This is a genomic window from Microbispora sp. H10885 (genome assembly GCF_014161415.1).
In the GTDB taxonomy this organism is placed as follows: Bacteria; Actinomycetota; Actinomycetes; order Streptosporangiales; family Streptosporangiaceae; genus Microbispora; species Microbispora triticiradicis.
The window spans coordinates 625,247-643,839 of sequence record NZ_JABBWY010000003.1 but is presented as its reverse complement, the minus strand read 5'-3'; the positions used below and the strand labels follow the sequence as shown (position 1 = coordinate 643,839).

Below are 18,593 nucleotides of genomic sequence, written 5' to 3'. Positions count from 1 at the left end.
TCACACGTTGATGGGGATGGACGAAAAGATTACCGTTGCGGACCGATCCTATGACCCAACCGATGGGGATTCCAACAGGTTGGCAGTCCCGGCAGCGGCCGGGTTAGGACATGCCGGCCCGATGCGTGGGCGTCGCCAGCACGACCCGCAGCCGCTCGGCCACCTCCGGACCCAGCTTCGCCGCGATGGTCAGGATGCGCGCGACGGCCTCCACGGCCGACGCGTCCTCGCCCCGCACCCGGTGCGCGTCCCGGAGCAGCTTGAGGACGTTGACCTCGTCCAGCGGCACACCCAGCGTGGCGAACAGGTCGAGTGCCTGCTCGGCGGCGGTCACCGCGCCGGCGGAGTCGCCCTCTGCCAGGGCGAGTTCGGCCAGCGCCGCCAGCACCCGGCCCCTGCTGAGCCGGTCGTCGGTGGTGGTGGCCAGCATCAGGGCATGTCGCAGCGTGCCGCTCGCCTCGGCCCTGGCGCCGAGCCGCAGCTTCGCCAGGCCCGTGCAGATGAGGGCGTACGACTCGCCCATGGGGTCACCGATCTTCTGGTAGACGGCGAGCGCCGCCTCCACGATCCTGAGCGCCTCCGCCGACCGGCCCAGCTCCAGGTAGGTGTAGCCCAGCCTGACCTGGATGTAGGCCTTCTGACGCCCGCTGACGCCGCCGGCCAGTTCCATCGCGTCCGACAGCAGGGCCTCGGCGCCCTCGGGGTCGGAGAACAACAGCCGGATCTGTGCGAGGTGGCAGAGCACGTTGCTCGTGTTGCTCGGCGTGCCGTGGCGCCGCGAGAGGTCGAGCGCCTGCCGGCACCGCTCGGCCGCGGCGTCCAGCTGTCCGGTGACCAGGTGGAGATAGCCGAGGTTGGCCAGCGCGGTGGCGAGGGAGCGCTGGTCGTCGAGCTCGGTGAACAGCTGGATCGCCGCCAGGTAGTCGCGGCGCGCGTCGTCGAACCTGCGCTCGTTGGAGGCCAGCGCGCCGTTGACGTACAGCATGGCGGCCTGCCCGGCCGTGTCCCCCGCCTGCTGCACGGCGGCCATCGCGATCTGCTGCGCCTCGCGCCAGTCGTCGAGGTAGAACCGCGAGAGGAAGAAGGTGGCGGCGCCGAGCGCCAGCCCCCAGCAGACCTCCGTCAGACCGGCCTGCGCCGACTGCCTGATGCCCGAGACCAGGATGGACCGTTCTCGTTCGAACCAGGCCAGCGGGTGCTCCACCAGACGGTCGACCAGGACCTCGGGCAGCGACCACGCCGGGGGCGGGATCAGGAGGCGGTCCTCCAGCTCCTTCCGCCTGGCCGCGTCGACCAGGGTCAGCAGGCCGCCGAGCATCCGGCCCAGGGCCGCGCTGCGCTCGGCGATGGGTTCCTCGGCCGCCAGGCGCTCGCGGGCGAAGACCCTTATGAGGTCGTGGAAGCGGTAGTGGGCGTTGATGCCACGGCCGGTGCCGGTCGTCTCCAGCAACTGGGCGTCGGCGAGGTCGTCCAGCAGGTCCTGCGCCTCGGCGACGGGCCGGTCGAGCAGGGCCGCGCCGAGCCAGGCGGTGATGATGTCGCAGTCCAGGATGGCCAGGCGCCGGAACAGCCGCCTCGCGTCGCCGCTCACGCTCTCGTACGTCAGGGAGATGCTCGCCCTGATCCCCATCTCGCCGTGCTTGAGCTCGTCCAGCCGCCGGGTCTCGTCCCCCAGCCGCTCCACGAGCTGCTCGATGCTCCAGTGGGGGCGGGCGGCCAGCCGGGCGCCCGCGATGCGCAGGGCCAGCGGAAGGTGGCCGCAGAGCTCGGCCAGGGCCACCGCGAAGTCGGGCTCGGACTGCACTCGCTCGGCCCCCGCGATGCGGGAGAGCAGGTCCAGCGACTGCGCCGAGTCGAAGACGTCCACCTCGACGTGCACGGCGCCCGACAGCCCGGCCAGGCGGCTCCTGCTGCTGAGGACGACCGCCGCGTTGGGGCTGCCGGGGAGCAGGGGCAGCACCTGGCCTTCGGTGCCGACGTCGTCCAGGACGATCAGGACCTTCTTGTCGGCGAGCAGCATGCGGTAGAGCTCGGCCCGCTCCTCCAGCCCCTCCGGGACGGCGGAGCCCGTCACGCCGAGCGCCCGCAGGAATCGTTCCAGCACCCTGATGGCGGCGACCGACCGGGAGGAGCCGCCGTGGAGCTTGGCGTAGAGCTGGCCGTCCGGATAGTGCTCGACGACCCGGTGCGCCACGTGCACCGCCATCGTGCTCTTGCCGATGCCGGGCTTGCCGGCCAGCGCGACGATGGGCACGGCGTATCTGCCGGGACCGCCGCCGGAGCCCACCAGCCGCTCCAGGATCTCGTCCACGAGCTTGGACCGGCCGCTGAAGTCGGCGATGTCGGTCGGCAGCAGCCGGGGCACGGCGACCGGCGGAGAGGGCGGCGCAGGTGTGCTCACCCGCACGGCGGTCGCCGGCAGGTTCAGCCCGGGGTCCGAGGTGAGGATCGCGTGCTGGAGCCTCTGGAGCCGCTCGTGCGGCTCGATCCCCAACTCGTCGATCATGACGCGTCGCGCCTGGTTGTAGGCCTGCAGGGCCTCGGCCTGACGGCCGGAACGGTAGAGGGCCAGCATGAGCTGCCCCCGCAGGCGTTCGCGGAGCGGATACTGTGCCACCAGCGCGGTCAGCTCGCCCACCAGCTCGTGGTGGCGGCCGAGGTCGAACTCCAGGTCGACGCAGTCCTCGTTGGCCGCGATCCGGTCCTCGTCCAGGCGCATCGCGGCCGCCTGGACCACCCGGCTCTCGATGCCCTCCAGGGCCGGGCCCCGCCACAGGGCGAGTGCGTCGCGGTACCGGGCCACCGCCTCCTCGGCGCGGTTCGCCGTCCGGGCCTGCTTGGCCTGGCGCAGGAGGTGTTCGAATCGGCCCAGGTCGAACCCCTCGTCGGTGATGCGCACCGAATAGCCGTTCGACTGCGTCACGATGATGTCGGGCCTGCCGCAGTTGCCGAACAGGCGCCGCAGGGCCGAGACGCAGATCTGGATCTGGGCTTTGGCTGTCGGCGGAGGGGCGTCGTCGTAGATGGTCTCCGTGAGGCGGGAGACGGTGACAGTCCGGCCCGCCTCCAGGAGCAACGCGGCGAGGACGGTCTGTTGTCTGGCTCCCCCGAGCTCCAGCCTTCGGTCGGTGAGAACGACCTCAAGTGGGCCCAGGATCCGGAAGTCCACCCACATCTCCTGTTGGGCTGGCGTAGCTCCCCCAAGCCGAAGGACCTGACGGAGAGATTAATCCATCCCAATCGTGTGTGCTACGTCCGAACCTCGACAGCTGAGCCGTTCTCGATGACTTTCAGTCACTGTGATGCCAGGTGTCCCGCAAAGTCTCTTTCCGAATGAAAGCGGTAATACAAACGTATAAGACAAATGACAGACTGACGGCCCCCGCACCCTCGGCGTGCGGCACGAGACCATGCTGTTCGTGTCCCCCCTGCCACACGCCGAGCGCCGTCGTCGTGGCACCCGGCGAGCCCGCCCCCCTCGGCTGCTTCGACCGGGCACCACCCGTCATGGGCTGATTTCTCAGAGTGCGCGTACGTTTCGCCGACGATCCGTCCAGAGCGGCACACCGCGTCGGCTTCGACTTCCCCCAGATCGGGAAAGCCCCCCTACCCCCACCGATCCCGCTCCATAGGGAGCGTGACCAGGCACAGTCAGAATCACAGGATTCGATTTCCAGCCGGCAACAAGAATTCACTCATTCTTAACGGGGAGCCCCGATCACGGAAAACCGCAGCAGAGCTTGGTGGCGGGCACCTCGTAGACCGGCTTGACGTCAACGACGGCACCGGCGGCGGCGCCTCCGCTGAGCGGGAAGGCGACGAACGCGAACGTGACGACCATGGCACCGACGATCCGGCCGAGACGCGACAGCAGGTGGTTCTTCATCTCTTACCTCACATTGTGGCTGGGAACTCTGTCCGACGCCTTAAAGGTAGGAAAGGCCGCCATCCTTCCGTTATTGAATCGGCTTTTTACAGGTCAGGGTGGGTTTAGAGCTCGCGGGAGCCGCGGCGCCGCGGCCACGAGGCGCCGTGTGCAGGGATGACGCGGCGATCCGAGCACCTCGGCGGTGGCCCCGCGCTCGACCACCCGGCCCCGGTCGAGGACCACGGTCTCCTCGCACAACGCGGCGACGACGGCCAGGTCGTGGGAGACGAGCACCACGGTCAGCCGCCTGCTTTCCCGCAGGTCGGCGAGCAGATCGAGGAGCCGCACCCGGGTGGCGGTGTCCAGGGCGCTGACCGGCTCGTCGGCCAGCAGCACCCGGGGGGAGGCCGCTATCGCCCGCGCTATCGCTATCCGCTGCCGCTGCCCGCCGGAGAACTCGTGGGGATAGCGACGGGCGGCGTCCGCGGGCAGTCCCACCGAGCGCAGCGCCTCCTCGACCATGGCCGTCGCCGCCGCGCCGCGGGCGACGCCGAGCGAGCGCAGAGGCTCTCCGACGATCCGGTCCACCCGCAGCCGCGGGTCCAGCGAGGAGTACGGGTCCTGGAAGACGGGCTGCACCGCGTGCCGGAGCGCCCGCATCCGTCCGCGCAACGGCAGGCCGTCGAGGAGCACCTGCCCGGTGCGGGGCCGCAGCAGCCCCAGCATGAGGCGGACCAGCGTGGTCTTGCCCGCTCCCGACTCCCCCACCAGGGCCAGCCCGCGGCCCGCGGTGACCTCGAAGGAGACGTCGCTGAGCACGGCGGGACCACGCCGGTAGGCGAAGCCCAGGTCGCGTACGCCGAGAACAGGAGGAGGCGACGTCACGGCAGCATCCGCTCCAGCGCCCCGTGCAGCCGCCGGGCGGCCGACACGAGGTCCCGGGTGTGCGGGTGCGACGGCGCCCGCAGCACGTCCCCGACCTCGCCCTCCTCCACCGCCCTGCCCCGCTCCAGCACCAGGATCCGGCGGCTGACCCGGGCCACCACGGCCAGGTCGTGACCGACGAACAGCAGCCCCATGCCGCGAGCCGCCACCAGCCGCTCCAGCAGCGCGAGCATCTCCGCCTGGACCGTGCCGTCCAGCGCGGCCGTGGGCTCGTCGGCGATCAGGAACGACGGTTCGCAGGCCAGCGCCATGGCCATCGCCACCCGCTGGCGCTGGCCGCCGGAGATCTCGTGGGGATAGGACCGGGCGATGCGGTCCGGGTCGCTCAGCCGCACCTCCGTCAGCGCCTCCAGGGCCGCGCGCCGCGCGGCGGCCCCGCGCAGCCCCCGGTGGCGTCGCAGCGGCTCGGCGACCTGCGCGCCGACACGCATCAGGGGGTCCAGGGCGGCGAGCGGGTCCTGGAAGACGACGGCGACGCGGCGGCCCCTGACCGTGTTCAGCACCCGCTCGGGCGCGCCGAGGATGGGCTCGCCGTCCAGGAGGACCCGGCCCGAGGCGGTCATGCCGGCCGGCAACAGGCCGACGATCGCGAGCACGGTCAGGGACTTGCCGGCGCCGGACTCCCCGATCAGCCCGAGCCGGTCCCCCCTGGCCAGGCGGAAGGACAGGTCGCGCAGCAGTTCGCGGCCGTCCGCCGTGCGCACCGTCAGGTTCCCGGCTTCGAGCAGGCTCACCAGCGCCCCCGCAGCAGCGGGTCGGCGACCTCGCGGACGCCGTCGGCCAGCAGGTTGACGCCGATCACCAGGAGGACGAGCAGCAGCCCCGGGGCGACGATGTCACCGGGCGCGACCAGGACCGTGGCCTGGGCCTCTCGCAGCATGTGCCCCCAGGAGGCGTTCGGCGGCGGCGGGCCGAGGCCCAGATAGGACAGGCCGGCCTCGGCCAGGACGGCCCGGCCCAGCTGGAGGGCGAGGTTCACGGCGAGCGCGGGCCAGATGTTGGGCAGCACGTGCCCGGCGACGATCCCCGGCCAGGACGTGCCGGAGGTGCGGGCCGCCGTCACGTAGTCCTGCGCCAGCACCCGCTTCACCTGCTGCCTGGCCGGCCTGGCCACCACGGCGGTCATCGCCAGCCCGATGGCGGTCACGGCGGACAACAGCGATCCCCGCCTGGCCGCGATCACCAGCATGGCCAGCAGCAGAGTCGGGAAGGCGATCAGGAGGTCCAGCACCACCGCCATCATGTCGTCCAGCCACCGCACGGCGAAGCCGGCCGCGATCCCGGCCAGCAGGCCGAGCGCCCCGCCGAGGGCCACCGCCCCGGCCCCGATCGACAGCGCCACCCGGGCGCCGATCATGACCTGGGTGAGCAGGTCCCGCCCCAGCCGGTCGGTGCCCAGCCAGTGCTCCGGGCCCGGCGGCTCCAGCCTGCCGCCGGATGTGTCGGCCGGGTCGTACGGCGTCCACAGCGCCGAGACCATCGCGATCGCGACCACCCCGCCCAGCAGGACGCAGCCCGCGACCAGCGCCCGCGACCTCACGCGGACGTTCCCGTCGCGGTACGGCGCAGCCGCGGGTCGATGAGGCGCTGGGCCGTGTCGGCCACGAAGCCGATCGTGAGCACGGCGGCCGTGCTCAGCGTCAGGACGCCCTGGATGACGGGATAGTCGTGCTGGGCGAACGCCCGCACCAGCATGCTGCCGAGTCCCGGCAGCGCGAAGACGTTCTCCACGACGACCGCCCCCAGGAACGTGCTGGCCAGTTCGATGGCGAGGATCGGCACCACGGGCGCGGCGGCGTTGCGCAGCCCGTGCCGCAGGAGCGCGGCACGGAGCGGGGCGCCGAGCGCCCTGGCGGTCCGCAGGTAGTCGCTGTCGAGCACGTCCAGCGCGGCGGAGTGGACGTAGCGGGTCAGCGAGGCCGACATGACCAGCGCGATGGTGACCACGGGCAGCAGGAGCGAGGTGAGCGCGGCGGCCGGGGCCGCCCAGTCCTCGGCCGGGAAGCCGCCGGCCGGCAGCCACCGCAGCCGCAGCGCGAACACGGTGACGAGCAGCATGCCCACCCAGAAGACCGGCACGGCGAGACCCAGCTGACTCACCCCCGCCAGCAGTGTGCCGTACCAGGTGCCCCTGCGCAGCGCGACGAGAAATCCCGTGGGCACCGCGATCAGCACGGCCAGCAGGAAGGCCAGCACTGTGAGAGGCACGGTGACGTGCAGCCGCCCGGCGATCTCGGACGCCACGGGCAGGGAGCTGACCAGCGACCGGCCGAGGTCCAGCCGCGCCAGGCCCCGGAGCCACCCCCCGAACTGCTGGGCCGGCGGCAGGTCGGTGCCGAGCTCGTGCCGGGCGGCGGCGGCCTGTGCCGGGGTGGCGCCCGTGTCGAGCAGCGCGTTGGCCGGGTCGCCGGGAAGCACCCGGAGCAGCACGAACAGCGCCACGCTGGAGACGGCCAGGGACAGTGCCAGCAGGATCGCCCTGCGGACGAGATAGGCGGCCATCGGTCAGCGCTTGTCGATCCCGTAGACGGGGAACTGCGCCTGGACCGCGTTGGCGGCGTATCCGGTCACGCGGGCGGACGCGACGACGATCTGCGGATTGAGGTAGAGCCAGTCGCTGGCGGCGTCCTCGACGATCTCGTGGTTGGCCCGCCGGAGCAGTTCGGTCTGCTCCCGCGTGGTCTTCGCGGTCTCCGACCTCCTGATCAGGTCGGAGACCTCGGGGTTGTCGTAACCCCAGTAGAAGCCGGGGTCGCCGTAGTAGCGGATGTCGCGGTCGTTGACGTGTTCCTGGAGGGTCGCGGCGAAGTCGTGGTGCTGGAAGACGCGGGAGTACCACTCGTCCGCGCTGATGACGTTGATCGTCACCGTGATGCCGACCTTGGCCAGTTCCGACTTCACGAACTCGGCGATGGTCGGGTGCGGGTCGTACTGCGGGGTGTCGAGCGTCATCGGGAAGCCGCCGGGATAGCCCGCCTCGGCGAGCATCCGCTTCGCCGCCTCCACGTCGTAGGCGTTCTTCCCGCTCAGGTCCTCGTACCAGGGATCGGCGGGCGGCACCATCGAGCCGATCACCATGCCGCGGTCGCCCCAGATCGAACGCAGCAGTTTCGCGTCGTCGATCGCGGCGCTGACGGCCCTGCGGACCAGCGGCTTGTCGAAGGGCGCGCGCCGGCAGTTGAAGGCGAGCAGGAGCTTGGTGGTGGACGTGCCCTCGGTGATCCGGAACGCCGAGGTGTCGGAGAACGGCGCCAGCGCGTCCGGGCTCTGCACGCTGGTGACGACGTCGACCGCGCCGGACAGCAGCGCGTTGTTGAGCGCCGCCGCCTCGGTGTAGTAGCGGAACGTGACCTGCCCGCATTTGGGCGACGCCCCCCAGTAGCCGCCGAATCGTTCCATGGTCAGCGTCGCGCCGCGCTTCCAGGACGCGAGGCGGTAGGGACCGGTGCCGTCCTCCGCGGTCTTCGGATCGGCCAGCGTGTGGTTGACGATCCACACCTGGCTGAGGTTGTAGATGAGCGAGATCGACCTGCTGGAGAGCCGGACCACGACGGTGTGGTCGTCCGGCGCGTCGACGCTCTTGATCATGTCGAGGGAGTTCTTGCGCGAGGACGTGGACGTCCCGGCGAGGATGCGCCGCAGGCTGTGCCGGACGTCGGCGGAGGTCATCGGGGTTCCGGAGTGGAAGCGGACGCCCTGACGCAGCGCGAAGGTGTAGGTGAGGCCGTCCGGGCTGACGGTGTATTCGGAGGCCAGCCCCTTCTCGACGGCGCCCGCCTCGGTGAGGCGGAAAAGCGCCTCGTAGACGTTGCCGGCCAGCGCCTCCGCCGCGCCCTGTCCCCCGCCTCCGGCGTTGTCCAGGTTCTGCGGTTCGTAGAGGGACCCGACGGACAGGGCGCAGGAAGCGGACGCGCCGCCGCCGGGAGATGAAACGCAGGCCGCGACCGAGAGCATGACGACGGACATGGCGACGGTAAGGCGCCTTATCTGAAATTTCAACTTTCCCCCCATTGCATACCCCGGGTCATTCTTGCGCCTTGTCGCCCCGTCTGACCATAGGACAGCCTGCGAAAATCCCCGTGGAGTCAAGAGGCGCGCGTGGAGGAAAGTGTCAAGTGGTACAAGCCGCCGAACCACCCGGCGGGCCCTCGGTTAGCGTTTTCCGCAATTCGGCAGGTAAAGGTGGGCATTCACCTGGCCCGCCCGGCCCCGTCCGGGCGGCACAGTGTGGTACGGCGCGGCACGGTGCAGCACGGTGCGGTGGGCGCGGTGAACGGCGCCCGGTCACCCCCGCAGCGCGATGGCCTGGCCGGGCAGCGCCGGCGTGCGACCGGCGGCGACCTCACGGATCACTCGCATGACGTCGGCGGCGTGGTCGTTGATGAAGAAGTGCCCGCCCCGGTAGACGCCGAGGTCGAACCGGCCGGTGGTGTGCTCGCTCCAGACACGCGCCTCCTCGACCGTGACCTGGGCGTCCTCGTCCCCGATCAGCGCCACCACCGGGCAGTCGAGCCGGGGCCCCGGCCGGTAGCGATAGGTCTCCGCCGCCCGGTAATCGTTGCGCAGCGCCGGGAGGATCATCTCCACCACCTGCGGGTCCTCGAAGAGCCGCGGGTCGGTGCCCGAAAGCCGGTCGAGGTCGCGGATGAAGTCGTCGTCGCTCAGCAGGTGCACCCGCTCGTCGCGGAAGGTCGAAGGCGCCCGGCGCCCCGACACCACCAGTGCGCGGGGGGCCGCTCCCTCCTGCGTCAGCCGCACGCCGACCTCGAAGGCCAGCGTCGCGCCCATGCTGTGGCCGTACAGGTAGACGGGCGGGCCGTCGCACCAGGGCTTCACCACAGGAGCCAGCACGTCGGCCAGCACGTGCAGGTCGTCGATCAGCGGCTCGGTTCGCCGGTCCTGCCGGCCGGGATACTGGATGGCCAGCACCTCGATGCCCGGCGAGAGCGTCCTGGACACCGGGAAGAAGTACGTCGAGGCCCCGCCCGCGTGCGGGAAGCAGATCAGGCGGGCGGCGGCGCGCGGCGCCGGGTGGAACCTCCGGACCCAGCCGTCGCTTCCGTTCAGTTCTGACATCTCACTCAGCTTCCCTTCGTCGTCGCACGCCGGGCGGCGTCTCCCCGCCGCCAGGAGGACGGGCCGAGGGTATGCCGCGTCATTCATTGAAACCGTGCGGGAGCGGCGGCGCCACCGGAGATTCGCCCCTAAACACCGGCGCGCGTCCCCTTATCCGGAAAACAGCATGGGTACGGCGTCGCGGGGCACCCGCGACGCCGTACCCATTGAATTAGGTCTGGCTGAATTCAGGATTATGCGCGAATGACTTTCGTCCGGCGGTCAGGTGGGCAGGGCTGCCTCCAGCGGCCGGTTCCGCAGCGTCCGCAGCACCGCGACCAGGGTGCCTCCCAGGGTCAGGACCGCCGCCGCCCCTGCGATCAGCAGGAATATCAGCGGCGACCCCGCCGGCACGAACTTGCCCGTACGCCCGAGGGCGAACGTCACGAACGCGAGCGGCGCGATGACGGCGCCGAGGCCGATGCCGATCAGCGCCGTCAGGGCGCCCTCCACCGCCGTCATCCGCAGCACCTGCCTCCGGGTGGCGCCGATGAGCCGCTGCAGGCCGAACTCGCGCCTGCGGTGGCCGGTCGCCAGGAACAGCGTGTTGATCACGGAGATCGCGATGAAGCCCATCAGCAGCGCGAGGAAGAGGTAGTTGACCAGCTCCTCCGCGCCGAGGTGGTGCTCGAACGACCCGCGCAGGGTGTACCTGTCGACGATCTGCGCCCCGGGGAAGGCGGCGACGACGCCGCTCAGCGCGGCCGACAGCTGCGCGACCGACGTCCCGGGCTGGGGCGCGGCGAGGATGTACAGCGGCAGGCCGGTGGTGGTGTGCTTGGACAGCAGGTCGATCGGCAGAATGATCGACTCGAAGCTCACCTTCTCCGACATCAGCCCCACGATCTTGACGTTCACCCTGGAGTTGTCGCCGAGGCGCAGCGTGATCGTGTCGCCGACGCCCCTCTTCAGCTCCTTCGAGTAGACGTCGTTGATGACGACGGTGTCGCCCTTCAGCTCGGTGAGCGAGCCCGCGGTCATCGTGGCCGCGCCCACCTTCTCGGCGGCGTCGGCGGTGAAGCCCTTGAACTGCCAGCCGCCGAGGTCCGCGCCGGCCCGCGGGTCCGGCGGGTCGTCGACGAACCCGGCGCTCGCGGTGAACTCCGACGCCGCCGCGACCCCGGCCACCTCGCGGATCTTGGGCAGGGCCTCCGGGCCGAACCCGCCCGGCGGCGCCTTGATGATGACGTTGCCGGCCAGGCTCTCGGTGTAGATGTTGATCGACGCCGCCTCCGTCGTGATGACATAGGTGGTGGCGGTGGCGACCGAGGTCATGAGCATGATCGGGGTGATGACCGCGGCCAGTTGCGGCACCCGCGCCTTGGCGTTCAGCGCGGCGAGGTAGCCCGACACCGAAGACATCCGCCGCAGCGGCGGGGTGAGCACCGCGACCAGGACCCGGGTGATGTCCCGGCCGAGGAGCATCACGCCGAGTGCGAACAGGATGGCCGCCCAGTTGGCCGGGCCCGCGATGAAGGGTCCGGTGACCAGGTTCAGCGCGACGAAGACCAGCCCGCCGCTGTAGGCGAAGAGCACCAGGCCGATGATCCGCCGGACCCAGCCGGTCCGCTTGACCGCCGTGTCGGTGCCGGCCATCGCGGCGGTGGGCCGGGCGCGCAGGGCCCGCTTCCCGGCGATCAGGCCGGCCCCGAGCGAGGTCGCCACGGCCAGCACGTACGCGATGACCGGGAGCACCCATCCGCGCTCGTAGGACAGTTCTTCGGGGGCCACGCCGATCCTGACCACCATCCGGTACAGGAACTCGCCGACGAACCATCCCGGCAGGACGGAGAGCGTGGTCGCCAGCAGCGACACCACCAGCGCCTCCGCGAGGATCATCCTGCGCGTCTGCCAGGGCGTGGCGCCGATCGCGCGCAGCACCGCGATCTCCCGCTCCCGGTTGCTGGCGACCAGCGAGAGCGTGGATGCGACCGCGAGCAGCCCGGCGACCAGCGACAGCGCGACGAAGATGCCGGCGATCAGGATCAGGTCGTGGACTTCGAGGGAGGCGGGGAACTCGGCGTTGCCGCGGTCGTTCCCGGTGAGGACCGCGATGCCGGGGCCGCCCACGGCCGCCGTGGCCTTCGCGCTGAGCGCGGCGGCGTCGGTGCCGGGCTGGGCGACGAGGGAGATCGTGTCGACCCGGGCGGGATCCCGCGCGAGCCGCTGGACGTCCGGGCCGGTGAAGAAGATGGAGCGCTCGGTCGTCGGCTGCGCCGGGGCGACGATGCCCGTGACGGTGAACTCGCCGACGGCGCCGTGCGCGCCGATCTTGATCTTGTCTCCGGCGGACACCCCGATCCGGCGCGCGGTGTCGGTGTCGAGCGCGACCTCCCCCGCACGCTGCGGAGCGGCGCCCGCGCCGATGGAGTAGGGGCTGAGCACCGCGGATCCCCAGTCACGCCCGTGGGCCTCCGTGTCGACGGGGCTGCCGTCGCGGAGCACGAAGGTGTCGAAGGCGACGTCGGGGATGGCCGCTTTCACGCCGGGGAGTGCGGCGAGCTTGGTCACCAGGTCGCGGTCGACCTGCACGCGTTCGTTGAGCGCGCCGACCGGGTTGTCGGCCAGGATGTAGCGCGGGTCGCCCGCGACCACCACGTCCGCCCCCGCGAGGCGCTGGGGCAGGACGGTCTGCCGCAGGCCGGTCTCCATCATCCCGCCCGCGGCGACCAGCATCATGCTGCAGAAAAACATCCCGATGAAGGTCGCGACATATCCCCCCCACCGATAGCGGAGGGTTCTCCGGGCAAGCTGGAACATCAGCGACCGCCCTCCGCGCGCGCGACCGACCGCTGCTTCGCCCACTCGCCCAGCCGGGTGAGCTGCTCGGCGACCGACTCGGCCGTGGGGTTGGCCATCTCGGTGACCACCGTCCCGTCGACGAGGAACACCACGCGGTCGGCGTAGGACGCGGCGACGGGGTCGTGGGTGACCATCACCACGGTCTGGTCGTAGAGGCGCACCGACTCACGCAGCAGTTCGAGGATCTCGCGGGCGGTCTTGGAATCCAGCGAGCCCGTGGGCTCGTCGGCGAAGATCACGGCCGGGCTGGCCACGAGCGCCCTGGCGATGGCCACCCGCTGCTGCTGTCCGCCGGACAGCTCGCTCGGCCGGTGGCCGGCCCGGTCGCCCAGGCCCACCTGGGTCAGGACGTCCCTCGCCTTGGCCTTGTCGATCTTGCGTCCGGCCAGCCGCAGCGGCAGGACCACGTTCTGCTCGGCGGTCAGCGCGGGCATCAGGTTGAACGCCTGGAAGATGAATCCGACCTTGTCCCGCCGCAGCAGGGTCAGGGCGGTCTCGCTGAGACCGGTGATCTCCTGGCCGTCGAGCTTCACCGATCCCTCGGTGGGCTCGTCGAGCCCCGCCGCGCAGTGCAGCAGGGTCGTCTTGCCGGAACCCGACGGGCCCATCACCGCGGTGAGCGTGCGCCGTTCGAAGTTCACCGTAACGGATTCGAGCGCGACCACGCTGTTGTCGCCCGTGCCGTAGACCTTGCGAATTCCGGACAGCGACACCGCATGCGGCGTCGGGGATTGCCGACTGCTCATGTGAACTCCTCACATGCTCGTGTGTCGTGTGGGGATGCACTGGACGTCGCCGCGGGCAGAGATTGAACGCCGGGATCGAAGACGCCGAGAGGGAAGAGGGGTCCGGCTTTCCGGCGGCGCCGGTGAAAGCCGGACCCCTGTGCGCGGGCCGGACGGCGAGGGTGGGGTTCGGGTGGGGCTCGCCGGCCGCCGCGTCGTGCCGGTCAAATCGTGGTGGGGACCTCGGGAGTGACCGGCCCGGGGAGCACCTCCTCTCCTTCCTTCGTGTACGTGACGTGGCTCAGCCGGGTGACCAGCAGCACGGCCGACACGAGCGCGATCACGATGCCGAGGATCGCGGTGAGGCTGGTCGCCTTGGCGAACGCCTCACGGGCGACCGCGAGCAGCGCTCGCGCGGCGTCGGGCGCCAGCGACTGGGTCACGGCGACCGCGCCACCCATGGTCTGCCGGGCGGCGCGCACGGCCTCGGCCGGCACGCCGTCGATCCGGGTGCCCAGGTAGTTCCGGTAGATCGCGGCGCCGATGGTGCCGAAGATCGCCAGGCCGAGTGCGCCGCCGAACTCCTGCAGCGTCTTGGTGAGCGCGGAGACCGCGCCGACCTGCCGCGGCGGGGAGATCGCGACCGCCATGTCGGTCAGCAGGGCGAACAGCAGCGCGGTGCCGACGCCGATGCCCACGATGCCGCTCACGACCAGGAAGATGCCGCTGTCGGCGGTCACCTGGGTCATGATCCCGAAGCCGATCGCGGCGAGCACGAACCCGGACGCCATCAGGTAGGCGGGCTTGACCTTGTCGACCATGCCCATGGCGACCGGCACGAGGCTGCCCGAGATCACCGGGGACGCCATCGACCACAGCGCGGCCGGCAGCGGCCGCAGGCCGATGACCTCCATCAGGAACTGCGTGGTGAACACCGAGAACCCGATGACCAGGAAGAACCCGGTGGCGCTGACCGTCAGCACCGGCAGGAAGCCGCGGGTCCTGAACAGCTTCGGGTCGATCATGGGGTGGGTCAGGTGGCGCTGCCGCACCACGAAGATCACCGCGAGCACGAGGCCGCCGACGACCGCGCCGAGCGGGACCGCCTCCACGCCGTTGATCGCGAGCTCCTTGACACCCCAGATCACGCTGAGCACCGCCACCAGCGACAGCAGCGCGCTGAGCCAGTCGAACTGGCCGACCTGGTCGCGCGGCAGCCGGAAGGCGGGGACGAGGAACGGCATCGCGATCAGCAGGATCGCGATGATCGGAGCGTTGATCAGGAAGATCGAGCCCCACCAGAAGTTGTTCAGCAGCACGCCGCTCAGCACCGGCCCGAAGCCCGCGCCGGCCGAGATGGCCAGCGAGAACACCGTGATGGCGGTGCGGCGCTGCTTGTCGTCGGTGAAGATGACCGGCAGCAACGCGAGCGAGGACGGCATCAGCGCCGCTCCGCCCAGGCCCTGCACCGCGCGGCACACGATCAGCATCTCGGGGCTCGTGGCGAACGCCGAGCCGAGGGACGCGAGCCCGAAGATGGTGCAACCGATCATCAGGGTGCGCCGGCGGCCGAACAGGTCGCCGAGGTTACCCATGGTCAAGAGCATGCCGGCCAGCACGAACCCGTAGATGTCGATGATCCACAGCTGCTGCGTGCTGGTGGGCTTGAGGTCTGCCGCGATGGACGGGACGGCGAAGTAGAGCACCGTGATGTCGATGGCGACCAGCAGGGGCGGCACCGCGAGTGCGACGAGCGCCAGCCATTCCTTGCGTCCGGCGAGTTGTTTAGTAGTCATGATTTAATCATACGTCCGTATTAGACCCTTGTATAGACCGAGTTGCCGAGGCGCCCGAGCGCCTGTGATGCCGAGGAGCGAGCAGGCAGGACCGGCGGCACGACCGCGAGCCGCGTGAGGCGCACCGCCGGCGGGCGGCGACCTCGACGCCGAGCGCACCGGGTCCGGCGCCGCGATCGGCCGGTGGACCGGACACCCAGGGCTCTCGGACAGGGCGGCGGGAATCACGATCATGTCGTCGCTCCGTCTCGTCACCCGGGGGGGTGACAGGGAGGTGAACACGGGTTCCGCACCGCAAGACAACCACGCCGTCACGACGATCTGAAGGCAAAAGGCACAGGTCAGGGGTGTAGTAGGGGTCCGGCGCCCGGCGCACCCCTACCGCGCGGCGAGGCCTGGCGACGATGACAGGGGTGCTTGCGGGACGCGACGGACATGCCCGGCACGACATCCTGTTCGGGAGATTCCTTGACGCACATACCACAGGAGGGCCGTATGGGCCGCGTGGAAGGCAAGGTCGTTGCGATCACCGGTGCGGCGCGTGGGCAGGGACGTAGCCACGCCGTCCGGCTGGCGGAGGAAGGCGCCGACATCATCGCGCTGGACGCCTGCACGGACATTGAGGTCGCCCAGTATCCGATGGCCACTGTCGAAGACCTGAAGGAGACCGTCCGCCTGGTCGAGCAGACCGGCCGCCGGATCTTCAGCCGGCAGGTGGACGTCCGCGACCGCGCCGAACTGCAGAACGCGATCGACGACGGTGTGGCGGAGCTGGGCAGGCTGGACGTCGTGATCCCCAACGCCGGGATCAGCGTCCTCGGGCCGGACCGGCCGCTGACCGCGTTCACCGACACCGTCGACATCAACCTGGTCGGCGTGATCAACACGATTCACGCCACGTTGCCGCACCTGAGCGAGACCGCGTCGGTCATCGTGGTCGGCTCCATGGTGGGCCTGATCCCCGACCGCGGGGACCCGGGCCCGATGGGCCCCGGCGGCCTCGGATACAGCCTGGCCAAGTCCACGCTGATCCAGTACGTGAACACGCTGGCGCTCCAGCTCGCGCCCTCGGGCCGGCGGGTCAACGCCATCCACCCGACCAACGTCGACACCGACATGATCCAGAACGAGTCCGTGTGGCGGCTGTTCCGGCCGGACCTGGAGCACCCGACCCGGGAGGAGGGCAACGCCTCCTTCGCCATGATCCACGGCATGCCCATCCCGTGCCTGGACCCGTCCGACGTCTCGCACGCGGTCGTCTACCTCGCGTCGGACGAGTCCCGCTACGTCACCGGCAACCAGTTCAAGATCGACGCCGGTGCCCTGCTCAAGAGGGGCGTGTGGTAAGTCATGCGCTTTGGGTTGTTCTACCACCACCAGGTGCCGAAGCCGTGGACCGAGGACAGCGAGGAGCGGGTGCTCAAGGAGTCCCTTGAGCAGATCGAGCTCGCGGACCGCCTCGGCTACGACTACGTGTGGGAGACCGAGCACCACTTCATGGAGGAGTACTCCCACTCGGCCGCCCCCGAGGTCTTCCTGGCCGCCGCCGCGGCGAGGACGAAGAACATCCGGCTCGCGCACGGGATCGTCTCGATTCCCCCGAACGTGAACCACCCCGTACGCGTGGCCGAGCGCCTGGCGACCCTCGACCTCATCTCCGGCGGCCGGGTCGACTTCGGCAGCGGCCAGGGCAGCACCCAGCTCGAGGTGGGCGCCTTCGACGTCGAGCGGGACAAGAAGCGCGAGCAGTGGCGGGAGGCGATCGACGTGATCACCCGCATGCTCACCGAGGTGCCGTTCACCGGCCACCAGGGCCAGTGGATCAACGTCCCGCCGCGCAACGTGGTGCCCAAGCCCAAGCAGAAGCCCCACCCGCCGCTGTGGGTCGCGTGCAGCTCGCCCGAGACGGTGGAGTACGCGGCGCGCAACGGCATGGGCGCGCTGTCGTTCGCGTTCGTCTCCCCCGAGGAGGCGAAGGAGCGCGTCGAGACCTACTACGACCTGATCGCCTCCGAGGAGTGCGTGCCGGCCGGCTACGCCGTCAACCCCAACTTCGCGCTGGTCATGCCGTTCATGTGCCATGAGGACGAGGAGACGGCGCTGGACCGCGGCGTGCACGGCGCCCACTTCTTCGCGTACTCGTTCCTGCACTACTGGATGCACGGCGCGCACCGGCCGGGCGCCACCGACATCGCCAAGGACTTCGCGGAGAACCGGGACGCCTTCGGCTTCAGCCGGCACCTGCCCCCGGAGACCCGGGCCGAGATGGACCCCGACCTGCTCGCCCGCATCGACAACCTCCGCAAGGCCATCGGCACGCCCGACCAGCTGCGCGAGCTGGTCCGGTCGTACGAGGCGGTCGGCGTCGACCAGATCATCTTCCAGGTGCAGATCGGCGCCAACAAGCACGAGCACATCTGCGAGTCGCTGGAGCTGTTCGCCCGGGAGGTCATGCCCGAGTTCGCCGAGCGCCGCGAGGAGCTCGACGCGGCCAAGGCCGCGCGTCTCGAGGTGCCGATCAAGGACGCGCTCTCGCGTCACCAGCCGGCCACCGTCGACGTCTCCCACGTGGTGATCAGCGCGGAGCAGGCGGAGATGCTGGAGAACACCGACGACGAGGACGACTGACCACGTCGCACGGCAAAGGCCCGGAAGGCGCTACCTTCCGGGCCTTTGTCGTTGCCGGCGGTCGAATGCGCTCGGGAGAACGTACCCGGGCGCTCAGACGTGCTCGGGTTCGGGCTCCCGGGTGCCGCCGTTCCACATCAGGCCGGCGGCGATCTGACGCAACGCCGCGGTGAGGTCGTGCCCGGACGGCGCCCGGCCGGGGTCGATCAGCCACTGGACCATGACCCCGGTGACCAGGGCCTGGTAGAACGACCCGACGGCGCGGGCGGTCTCCTGGTCGGTGTCCTCGCTCACCGTGCCGAACAGCCGGCCGAGGCCCTCCCTGCCCTGCTCCAGCCCGTCGGCGAGCACCTGGCGCACGGTCGGAACATGCTCGATCTGCGCGAACACCTCGATGTTCGCCGCGCACAGGGCCCGGTCGTTGGCGAACAACTCGACGAGGCGGCTCCAGATCGACTCGAACCGCTCCAGCGCGCCGCCGGCCTGGCTCATGGCCGCGGCGAGCGCGCCCTCCAGCTCCTTGCCCCACTCCCCCAGGGCATCGATCAGCGCCTCGTTGAGCAGGTTCTCCTTCGACCCGAAGTGGTACCCGATCGAGGCGAGGTTCGTATTGGAGACCGCCACGATGTCACGGGTCGTGGTACGGGCGTACCCCTTCTCGCGCAGGCAGCGCTTGGCGCCCTCCAGCAGGTCCTCGCGGTGTCCCATAATCGA

General features: G+C 70.6%; 14 protein-coding genes. 2 read left to right on the top strand and 12 right to left on the bottom strand.

Annotated elements, in window-relative coordinates:
- Positions 1-103 precede the first annotated feature (103 nt).
- The 11 genes from HHX37_RS10985 to HHX37_RS10935 all read right to left on the bottom strand — a co-directional run bounded on the left by HHX37_RS10985 (position 104) and on the right by HHX37_RS10935 (position 15,251).
- On the bottom strand, positions 104-3,169 hold the full coding sequence (locus HHX37_RS10985; RefSeq protein ID WP_182885316.1) for an AfsR/SARP family transcriptional regulator: 3,066 nt from the start codon (positions 3,167-3,169) through the stop codon (positions 104-106).
- Positions 3,170-3,718: 549 nt separating this feature from the next.
- On the bottom strand, positions 3,719-3,886 hold the full coding sequence (locus HHX37_RS10980; protein WP_165900889.1) for a hypothetical protein: 168 nt from the start codon (positions 3,884-3,886) through the stop codon (positions 3,719-3,721).
- Between the two features lie 93 nt (positions 3,887-3,979).
- On the bottom strand, positions 3,980-4,753 hold the full coding sequence (locus HHX37_RS10975) for an ABC transporter ATP-binding protein (protein ID WP_182882224.1): 774 nt from the start codon (positions 4,751-4,753) through the stop codon (positions 3,980-3,982).
- Positions 4,750-5,547, bottom strand: a complete 798-nt coding sequence (locus HHX37_RS10970) for an ABC transporter ATP-binding protein (protein ID WP_182885315.1) — start codon at positions 5,545-5,547, stop codon at positions 4,750-4,752. Before HHX37_RS10970 ends, HHX37_RS10975 begins: the two co-directional genes overlap by 4 nt.
- Positions 5,544-6,353, bottom strand: coding sequence for an ABC transporter permease (locus HHX37_RS10965; RefSeq protein WP_220502763.1), 810 nt, complete (start codon positions 6,351-6,353; stop codon positions 5,544-5,546). Before HHX37_RS10965 ends, HHX37_RS10970 begins: the two co-directional genes overlap by 4 nt.
- On the bottom strand, positions 6,350-7,315 hold the full coding sequence (locus HHX37_RS10960) for an ABC transporter permease (protein ID WP_182885314.1): 966 nt from the start codon (positions 7,313-7,315) through the stop codon (positions 6,350-6,352). Before HHX37_RS10960 ends, HHX37_RS10965 begins: the two co-directional genes overlap by 4 nt.
- 3 nt (positions 7,316-7,318) lie before the next feature.
- On the bottom strand, positions 7,319-8,779 hold the full coding sequence (locus HHX37_RS10955; RefSeq protein ID WP_220502762.1) for an ABC transporter substrate-binding protein: 1,461 nt from the start codon (positions 8,777-8,779) through the stop codon (positions 7,319-7,321).
- Between the two features lie 318 nt (positions 8,780-9,097).
- A complete protein-coding gene (locus tag HHX37_RS10950; protein WP_117409923.1) occupies positions 9,098-9,889 on the bottom strand; it encodes a thioesterase II family protein in 792 nt (263 codons plus the stop codon).
- 261 nt (positions 9,890-10,150) lie between these two features.
- The gene (locus HHX37_RS10945; protein ID WP_165900888.1) at positions 10,151-12,622 is read right to left on the bottom strand and encodes an FtsX-like permease family protein; all 2,472 of its coding nucleotides are present in this window, start codon (positions 12,620-12,622) and stop codon (positions 10,151-10,153) included.
- Between the two features lie 65 nt (positions 12,623-12,687).
- A complete protein-coding gene (locus HHX37_RS10940; protein WP_117409921.1) occupies positions 12,688-13,476 on the bottom strand; it encodes an ABC transporter ATP-binding protein in 789 nt (262 codons plus the stop codon).
- A 203-nt stretch (positions 13,477-13,679) separates the two neighbouring features.
- A complete protein-coding gene (locus HHX37_RS10935) occupies positions 13,680-15,251 on the bottom strand; it encodes an MFS transporter (RefSeq protein ID WP_182885312.1) in 1,572 nt (523 codons plus the stop codon).
- Positions 15,252-15,746: 495 nt separating this feature from the next.
- Here HHX37_RS10935 and HHX37_RS10930 point away from each other — a divergent pair, with 495 nt between their 5' ends.
- Positions 15,747-16,598, top strand: coding sequence for a mycofactocin-coupled SDR family oxidoreductase (locus HHX37_RS10930; RefSeq protein ID WP_117409919.1), 852 nt, complete (start codon positions 15,747-15,749; stop codon positions 16,596-16,598).
- Positions 16,599-16,601: 3 nt separating this feature from the next.
- Positions 16,602-17,879, top strand: coding sequence for an LLM class flavin-dependent oxidoreductase (locus tag HHX37_RS10925; protein WP_117409918.1), 1,278 nt, complete (start codon positions 16,602-16,604; stop codon positions 17,877-17,879).
- 93 nt (positions 17,880-17,972) lie between these two features.
- On the opposite strand, the gene HHX37_RS10920 is transcribed toward HHX37_RS10925, so the two are convergent.
- Positions 17,973-18,587 (bottom strand): TetR/AcrR family transcriptional regulator, encoded by a 615-nt coding sequence (locus tag HHX37_RS10920; protein ID WP_117409917.1) that lies wholly within the window; start codon positions 18,585-18,587, stop codon positions 17,973-17,975.
- Positions 18,588-18,593 lie beyond the last annotated feature (6 nt).